Here is a 7,253-nt window from a genome sequence, read left to right as displayed (position 1 = left end):
GCGTCCTGAAGTTTTTCGCGAGCAAGCTCGCTCCTACAAATGCCTTAACTGACCGGCATTAGGGCAAGCCTCGCTCCTACAATTATGTGGTGTTGCATCTGTAGGAGCGAGGCTTGCCCGCGAAGAGGCCAGACCTGCTAACGCGTTAAGCCGACTGCGCCACGATCAACCCTGTCTCACTCGCCGCTTCCAACCGGATCGCCACGAACTTCGACGTCGGGGTGTGGCTGCCGTCTCCGATGCTTTCCAATGGCACCAGCGGGTTCACTTCCGGATAGTACGCCGCCGCTTGCCCGGCGGGGATGTCGAACGCCAGCAGTGTGAAGCCTTTCACCCGTCGTTCAACGCCATCATCCCAAAGCGAAACGATGTCAGCCTTTTGCCCAGGCTTGAAGCCCAGACGCATGATGTCGGCTTCGTTGACGAACAGCACATCGCGCTGACCTTTGACCCCGCGATAACGATCGTTGAGACCATAGATCGTGGTGTTGTACTGATCGTGGGAACGCATCGATTGCAGGATCAGGTCCGGCAGCCTGCCAGTGGCGCGGGTGCGCTCGTGTACCAGATCCTTAGGCAGGCTGTTCGGCTTGAAATTGGCCCGGCCCGATGCGGTACTCCACTTGCGCGCACCGGCCGTGCTGCCGAGGTAGAAGCCGCCGGGGTTCTTGAGTCTTTCGTTGAAGTCCTTGAAGCCTGGGATGGTGTCGGCAATCAGGTCGCGGATGCGGCTGTAGTCCGCTACCAGCCAGTTCCAGTCCACCGGCTCGTTACCCAGGGTGGCGGCTGCAATTCCTGCCAGGATGGCAGGCTCCGAGCGCATCTGGTTCGACAGCGCCTGCAATTGCCCATTGGAGGCGTGGACCATGCTGAACGAATCTTCGACGGTCACCGCTTGGGCGCCTTCGGTCTGGATATCGATGTCGGTGCGGCCCAGGCACGGCAGGATCAACGCGTCTTTACCGTGGGCCAGATGGCTGCGGTTGAGCTTGGTGCTGATCTGCACGGTCAGGTCGCAATTGCTCAGGGCCTGGAAGGTCCGTGGGCTGTCGGGCGTGGCCTGGGCGAAGTTGCCGCCCAGGGCGATGAACACTTTCGCCCGACCTTCGGCCATGGCGTGGATCGCCTCGACCACGTTATGACCGTTGTGACGTGGCACCTTGAACTGGAAGCGGCGCTCAAGCGCGTCGAGGAACGCCACCGGTGGGCGTTCGTTGATGCCCATGGTCCGGTCGCCCTGCACGTTGCTGTGGCCGCGCACCGGGCACAGTCCCGCGCCTGGTCGGCCGATGTTGCCGCGCAGCAGCATCAGGTTGGCGATTTCCTGAATGGTCGCTACCGAGTGGCGATGCTGAGTAATGCCCATCGCCCAGCACATGATGACCTTCTTGCCCTTGGCGTACATGCGCGCCGCTTGCTCGATTTCCACCAGAGGCAGGCCCGACTGCTCGACGATCTGCTCCCAGGGGGTGTCGTCGATGACGGCCAGGTACTCCAGCACATTGACGCTGTGTTCGTTGAGGAAGTCGTGATCGAACACGGCCGGCGTGCCAGCCTTTTGCGCCTCGCGCTCCCATTGCAGCAGGAACTTGGCCATGCCGCGCATGATCGCCATGTCCCCACCCAGTGCAGGGCGGAAGTAAGCCGTGTTGGTCGGCTTGTCGCCGTTGGTGAGCATTTCAATCGGGTGCTGCGGATTCTGGAAGCGTTCCAGGCCCCGTTCCTTGAGCGGGTTGATGCACACGACCTGTGCGCCGCGCTTGACCGCTTCTCGCAGAGGTTCAAGCATCCGTGGGTGGTTGGTGCCGGGGTTCTGGCCCCAGACGAAGATCGCATCGGCGTGTTCGAAGTCATCGTAAGTCACGGTGCCTTTGCCGACGCCAACGCTCTGCGACAGCGCGACACCGCTGGCCTCGTGGCACATGTTCGAGCAATCGGGGAAGTTGTTGGTGCCGTAGGCGCGCACGAACAATTGATAGAGAAACGCCGCTTCGTTGCTGGCACGACCCGAGGTGTAGAACTCGGCCTGATTCGGGCTCGACAAGCCATTGAGGTGCTTGGCGATCAGTGCGAACGCGTCGTCCCAACTGATTGGCTTGTAGCGATCGGTTTGTGCGTCGTAGCTCATCGGTTCGGTCAACCGGCCTTGGTACTCAAGCCAGTAATCACTCTGTTCCAGCAACGAAGTGACGCTGTGTTTGGCGAAGAATGCGCCATCGACACGCCGTTTGGTCGCTTCCCAATTCACCGCCTTGGCGCCGTTCTCGCAGAACATCACCATGCCGCCTTCCAGAGAGTCGCCCCAGGCACAACCCGGGCAGTCGAAGCCGCCGTTCTTGTTGGTCTTGAGCATCATGCGCAGGTTTTTCAGCGCGTTGTCGCTGGTCAACCAGGCCTGGGCAACGCTTTTCAGCGCGCCCCAGCCACCGGCCGCGCCTCGATAAGGCTTGTAGCGGGGAACGGGTTTCTGGTCGGCTTGACGGTGTTGACTCACGCTTGATTCTCCCGCACCGGGCTGTAGACCCGCGGCGCGTTTTTCTGTGGCAAATGGATAAGGTTGAGGTTGTGGCGACGGGCCCATTGCACGGCAAGGCCCGTGGGCGACGACAGGCTGACCAGGGTCTGGATACCGGCGCGCAGAACTTTCTGGATCAATTCAAGGCTGCAACGGCTGGTGACAATCGCCAGTCCGCCTGTGGTCGAAATGTTCTGGCGGACAAGCCCGCCGATCAGCTTGTCCAAGGCATTGTGTCGGCCGATGTCTTCGCGCCCGAGCAGCAACTCGCCCTGGTTGTTCATGAACACCGCCGCATGCACCGCGCCGCAATGCTGGCCAAGGGGCTGGAATGCGCCGATGCGCTGGCGAAGGCCGTCGAGCCATTCGGCAGGCGGCAGTGGCGCGCCGGGCAGCACCTTGAGGTCCGGCAGGGCCTGCTCGACCGCTTCCACGCCGCACAATCCGCAACCGCTGGTGCCGGCCAATTGTCGACGCTGTTGTTTGAGATTCCAGAACGCACGGTTGGCGATGGTCACTTGTGCGTACTGCGCTGAGCCCGAGCCGGTCAGTTGCAGGTCATAAATGTCGTTGGCGTCTTCGATGATGCCGCTGCCCAGACTGAAGCCGACGATGAAGTCTTCAAGATCGGTTGGCGTTACCAACATGACCGCCTGGCTGATGCCGTTGTAGGCAATCGCCAACGCCACTTCCTCGGCGAGCGCGGTGCTGGCTGATTCCGAGTATTCAAGGTTGCTGTAGCTGTACGTGTGGCTGGCATCAGGCGCGGGCGTTTCGAGGGCAGGCGCCGCGCAGGAGGGGCGCTTGGACTTCATGGCATCACCGACGGTTTGGTCAGCTTTAAGACTAGGCGCGGCAAACTGTCGCGTCTAATCGCTATTACTGATCTGCCGATAGATGCGGTCGATCAATGAGCTATCAGCGATTGTTGATAGAGGGCAAAACAAGCCTCCGCCAGCGCCGAGCGTGGCGCGCTTCGACGCATGATCAGCCCGAGCCGGCCGAGGGTTTGGGCGTTTTCGATGGGTTGCAGGCGCAAGTCATCCGTCAGGCCTTCAAGGCCGCCGTCCAAGGGCATGACGGCGCAGCACAGTCCTCCGTGCACAGCTTGTAACAGTTGGTGCACGGCATCGGTCTGCAACAACGGTTGTGGGGTCAGGCCGCGGCTGTGGAAGTTGTGGTCGATGGATTGGCGAAAGTGCATACCGCTGGTGAGCATGCCCAGCGGTAGCTCGATCAACGATTCCCAACTCAGCGGCGCGTCGCCAAAGGTGAAAAAACGCTGATCGTAGAGCAGGGCCATGCGCGCTTCGCTGAACGTCAGCGAGTCGAAGTGTTCGGCGTCCAGGCGTTCCAGGTAGGAAACCCCGAGATCCAGACGATTGTTCGCCAGTTGCTCGAGTATCTCTTCGGAACTGAGCGCCGAAAGTTCGAAGCGCAGGTTCGGGTGTTCGGCATGCAGGTGTTGCATCAACGGCAGTGGATCGAAGCTCGACAGCGGCACCACGCCCAAGCGCAAGGTGCCGACCAGATTGCCGCGACAGGCCGCAGCTTCGGCATACAAACCGTCGTAGGCGGCTAACACGGTGCGCGCCCACGCCAGCACCCGTTCGCCCGGTGCGGTAAAGCCCTCGAAGCGTTGACCGCGATTGACCAGCGGTAGCTCGAGTTCTTCTTCGAGATTGCGCAGGCGCATCGACAGGGTTGGCTGGGTGATGTGGCAGCGCGCGGCGGCTTGGCCGAAGTGCCGGGTTTCGTCCAGAGCGATGAGGAATTTCAGCTGCTTGATGTCCATCTTCGCTCCAGGGTTTGGGAAGGGGACGATTCTAGCGCAAGCGGGGTCGTTGGTCGGGTTGGATCCGCAAATGTTGGCGGTGGTCTAGGCTCTTGCGTCTGGAACCCCAAACCCAAGGAGAGTGCACCATGAGTCTTTTGAGCTTTATCAAAGAAGCTGGCGAAAAGCTTATCGATCTACTGACACCTGGTAATGCCAATGCTGGTGAGCAGTTGAAGGAACACATCAGCAAGGTCGGCTTGGGTAACCCGAATGTGCAGGCAACGGTGGATGGCGACAAGGTCACGGTGACCGGTGAAGTCGCAAGTCAGGAGGAGAAAGAAAAGATTCTGCTGGCATTGGGCAATATTGCGGGCGTTGGTAGTGTGGACGATCAGATCACGGTGACTGGGCCAGTTGTGGCGGCCGCCGTATTTGTCACCGTTGTGAAGGGTGACACCCTCAGCGCGATTTCCAAGCGTGTGTATGGCGACGCCAATCAATACAACAAGATCTTTGAAGCCAACAAACCGCTGCTGTCGCATCCGGACAAGATCTATCCGGGGCAGTCGTTGCGTATTCCTGCGAAGTAAGGCTTTAGATCGCGTGATGGCCTTCGCGGGCAAGCCCGCTCCCACAGGATCTGTGTTGCTCACCAAAGATGCGAGCGACACAAATCCTGTGGGAGCGTGGCTTGCCCGCGATGCAGGCGACTCGGTCTACAGCCCTGCAATCAAATCCAGATAATCCCCAACCGCCGCAAACTCGGCCGTGTCCTTAGGCCCCTTGCGGCTGTCCGGCTCTTTGACTGCCAGCAAATGCGCCACCCCAAAATCCCGTGCACTGCGCAAAATCGGCAAGGTGTCGTCGATGAACAGGCTGCGTGCCGGGTCGAATCCAATGTCCGCCTGCAAGGCATCCCAGAACTGTGGGTTTTCCTTGGGGAAACCGTAATCGTGGGAGCTGATCAAACGCTCGAAATAGGGCGCCAGTTCGATTTTTTCCAGTTTCAGCGACAGCGAATCGCGGTGTGCGTTGGTGATCAGAATCACGCGTTTGCCCGCCTGTTTGATCGCCGCCAAAAAGGTGTCTGCATCCGGGCGCAGGGCGATCAAGTGTGCGGTTTCAAGCTTCAGTTCCCGCACTGGCAGATTCAGTTCGGCACTCCAGAAATCCAGGCAATACCACTGCAATTGTCCGGCATTGCGTTCGAACAACGGTTGCAACTCAAGCTCGGCCATGGCCCGGCTTACGCCGTGCAAGTCGGCGTAGCGCTGGGGAAGATGCTCCAGCCAGAAATGGTTGTCGAAGTGCAGGTCCAGCAGCGTGCCGTCCATGTCCAGCAGAACGGTGTCGATGTCGGACCAGGGTAATGAAGGCATGGCAACGTCTCGGGCTTTAGAAAGATATCTGGCGTAAATAATCGGGAAAGCCGCGTTATAGTAGCGCGTTCACGCCAAGGAGCTTTGCATGCGCCAGAAACCCACCATACTCGCCCGCGAAATCGTCGCTACCAGCCGTTTGTTCCGTGTCGAAGCACTGCAGTTGCGCTTTTCCAATGGCGTGGAACGCACTTATGAGCGATTGGTCGGCAGGGGCGCAGGCTATGGCGCAGTGATGGTCGTGGCGATGCTCGATGCCGATCACGCGGTGCTGGTCGAGGAGTATTGCGGTGGCACTGAAGAGTACGAGTTGTCTCTGCCCAAGGGCTTGATCGAGCCAGGTGAAGACGTGCTGGCGGCGGCCGAGCGGGAACTCATGGAAGAGGCCGGTTTTGGCGCGCGGCAATTGGAACATCTGACCGAGCTATCGTTGTCGCCCGGCTACATGAGCCAGAAAATTCAGGTGGTGCTGGCCACCGATCTCTACGAAGAACGTCTTGAGGGTGACGAGCCCGAGCCGATGGGCCTGGGCAAGGTCAATCTGCGGGAGCTGTCGGCATTGGTGCAGAACCCGCATTTCACTGAGGGCCGTGCCTTGGCGGCGCTGTATCTGGCCCGCGATCTGCTGACTCAGCGTGGAGTATTCCTGCCATGAACTTCCCTCATCCGTTGATGGCGCCGGTGGTCGAACTGGCATTGAAGGCCGGTGAAGCGATTTTGCCGTTCTGGCGCAGTGGTACAGCCGTAACGACCAAAGCTGATGACTCGCCGGTGACTGCCGCAGACCTGGCGGCTCATCACCTGATTGTGGCCGGGCTGACGGCGCTGGACCCGAGCATTCCGGTGCTTTCAGAGGAAGACGCCAACATCCCCCAAAGCGTGCGCGCCGGGTGGCAGCGCTGGTGGCTGGTCGACCCATTGGACGGGACCAAGGAGTTCATCTCCGGCAGTGAAGAGTTCACCGTCAACATTGCGTTGATCGAGCAGGGGCGCGTGGTGTTTGGCGTTGTTTCGATGCCGACCAGCGGGCGTTTTTATGTCGGCGGTGCCGGATTGAGCGCATGGCGTGGTGACAAAGGTGGCACACCTGTGGCCATTCATGTGCGTGACGTGCTGGCGCCGGGCGAGGCCTTTACGGTGGTCGCCAGTCGCCGCCATTCCAGCCCTGAACAGGAACGTTTGCTGGCCGGTTTGAGTGCCAGCCTGGGTGACCTGCAGCTGGCCAACATCGGCAGTTCGCTGAAGTTCTGTTTGTTGGCCGAAGGGGCCGCCGATTGCTATCCGCGCCTGGCACCGACTTCGCAGTGGGACACCGCGGCAGCGCAAGGCGTGCTGGAAGGCGCGGGCGGTGAGGTGCTGGAGTTGAGTGGTGAGCCGTTCAGCTATCCGGCCCGTGAGTCGCTGTTGAATGAGTTCTTTTTGGCATTGCCGGCAAAGGCTGCGTGGCGGGCCAAGTTGCTGGAACTGGCCCGCGGTTAAGATCAAAAGATCGCAGCCTGCGGCGGCTCCGACCTGTCGGACCCATCATCACCAAACACCGCAAAACCTGTGGGAGCTAGCCTGCTAGCGATTGGGCCTTCAC

At 60.2% G+C, this 7,253-nt stretch carries 7 protein-coding genes; 3 read left to right on the top strand and 4 right to left on the bottom strand.

Features of this window, described 5'->3' with window-relative positions; genetic code table 11:
- Positions 1-145: 145 nt before the first annotated feature.
- The 3 genes from ACRESJ_RS04845 to ACRESJ_RS04835 form a co-directional block, all read right to left on the bottom strand.
- Positions 146-2,494, bottom strand: coding sequence for an FdhF/YdeP family oxidoreductase (locus ACRESJ_RS04845; RefSeq protein ID WP_431756885.1), 2,349 nt, complete (start codon positions 2,492-2,494; stop codon positions 146-148).
- Positions 2,491-3,330 carry a formate dehydrogenase accessory sulfurtransferase FdhD gene (gene fdhD, locus ACRESJ_RS04840; RefSeq protein WP_431756884.1) on the bottom strand — a complete coding sequence of 280 codons (840 nt, stop codon included), beginning with the start codon at positions 3,328-3,330 and terminating at the stop codon, positions 2,491-2,493. The genes ACRESJ_RS04845 and fdhD overlap by 4 nt, the downstream gene beginning before the upstream one ends.
- A gap of 92 nt (positions 3,331-3,422) precedes the next feature.
- Entirely contained in the window at positions 3,423-4,310 is an 888-nt protein-coding gene (locus ACRESJ_RS04835; RefSeq protein WP_431756883.1) for a LysR family transcriptional regulator, read from the bottom strand.
- Positions 4,311-4,438: 128 nt separating this feature from the next.
- On the opposite strand from ACRESJ_RS04835, the gene lysM reads away from it, so the two are divergent.
- Positions 4,439-4,882 (top strand): peptidoglycan-binding protein LysM, encoded by a 444-nt coding sequence (gene lysM / locus ACRESJ_RS04830; RefSeq protein WP_431756882.1) that lies wholly within the window; start codon positions 4,439-4,441, stop codon positions 4,880-4,882.
- A 126-nt stretch (positions 4,883-5,008) separates the two neighbouring features.
- Here lysM and yrfG read toward each other — a convergent pair whose 3' ends face one another.
- On the bottom strand, positions 5,009-5,671 hold the full coding sequence (yrfG, locus tag ACRESJ_RS04825) for a GMP/IMP nucleotidase (protein WP_431756881.1): 663 nt from the start codon (positions 5,669-5,671) through the stop codon (positions 5,009-5,011).
- An 88-nt stretch (positions 5,672-5,759) separates the two neighbouring features.
- Between yrfG and nudE the strand changes: the two genes are divergently transcribed.
- Both nudE and cysQ read left to right on the top strand, forming a co-directional pair.
- Positions 5,760-6,326, top strand: coding sequence for an ADP compounds hydrolase NudE (gene nudE, locus ACRESJ_RS04820; RefSeq protein ID WP_431756880.1), 567 nt, complete (start codon positions 5,760-5,762; stop codon positions 6,324-6,326).
- Positions 6,323-7,150 (top strand): 3'(2'),5'-bisphosphate nucleotidase CysQ, encoded by an 828-nt coding sequence (cysQ, locus tag ACRESJ_RS04815; RefSeq protein WP_431756879.1) that lies wholly within the window; start codon positions 6,323-6,325, stop codon positions 7,148-7,150. Before nudE ends, cysQ begins: the two co-directional genes overlap by 4 nt.
- The last annotated feature ends 103 nt before the right edge of the window (positions 7,151-7,253 follow it).

Origin of the sequence: Pseudomonas sp., assembly GCF_050739655.1 — a bacterium.
In the GTDB taxonomy this organism is placed as follows: domain Bacteria; phylum Pseudomonadota; class Gammaproteobacteria; order Pseudomonadales; family Pseudomonadaceae; genus Aquipseudomonas.
Note: the sequence above shows the minus strand (reverse complement) of the source record. Positions and strands in the feature narration are given on the sequence as shown.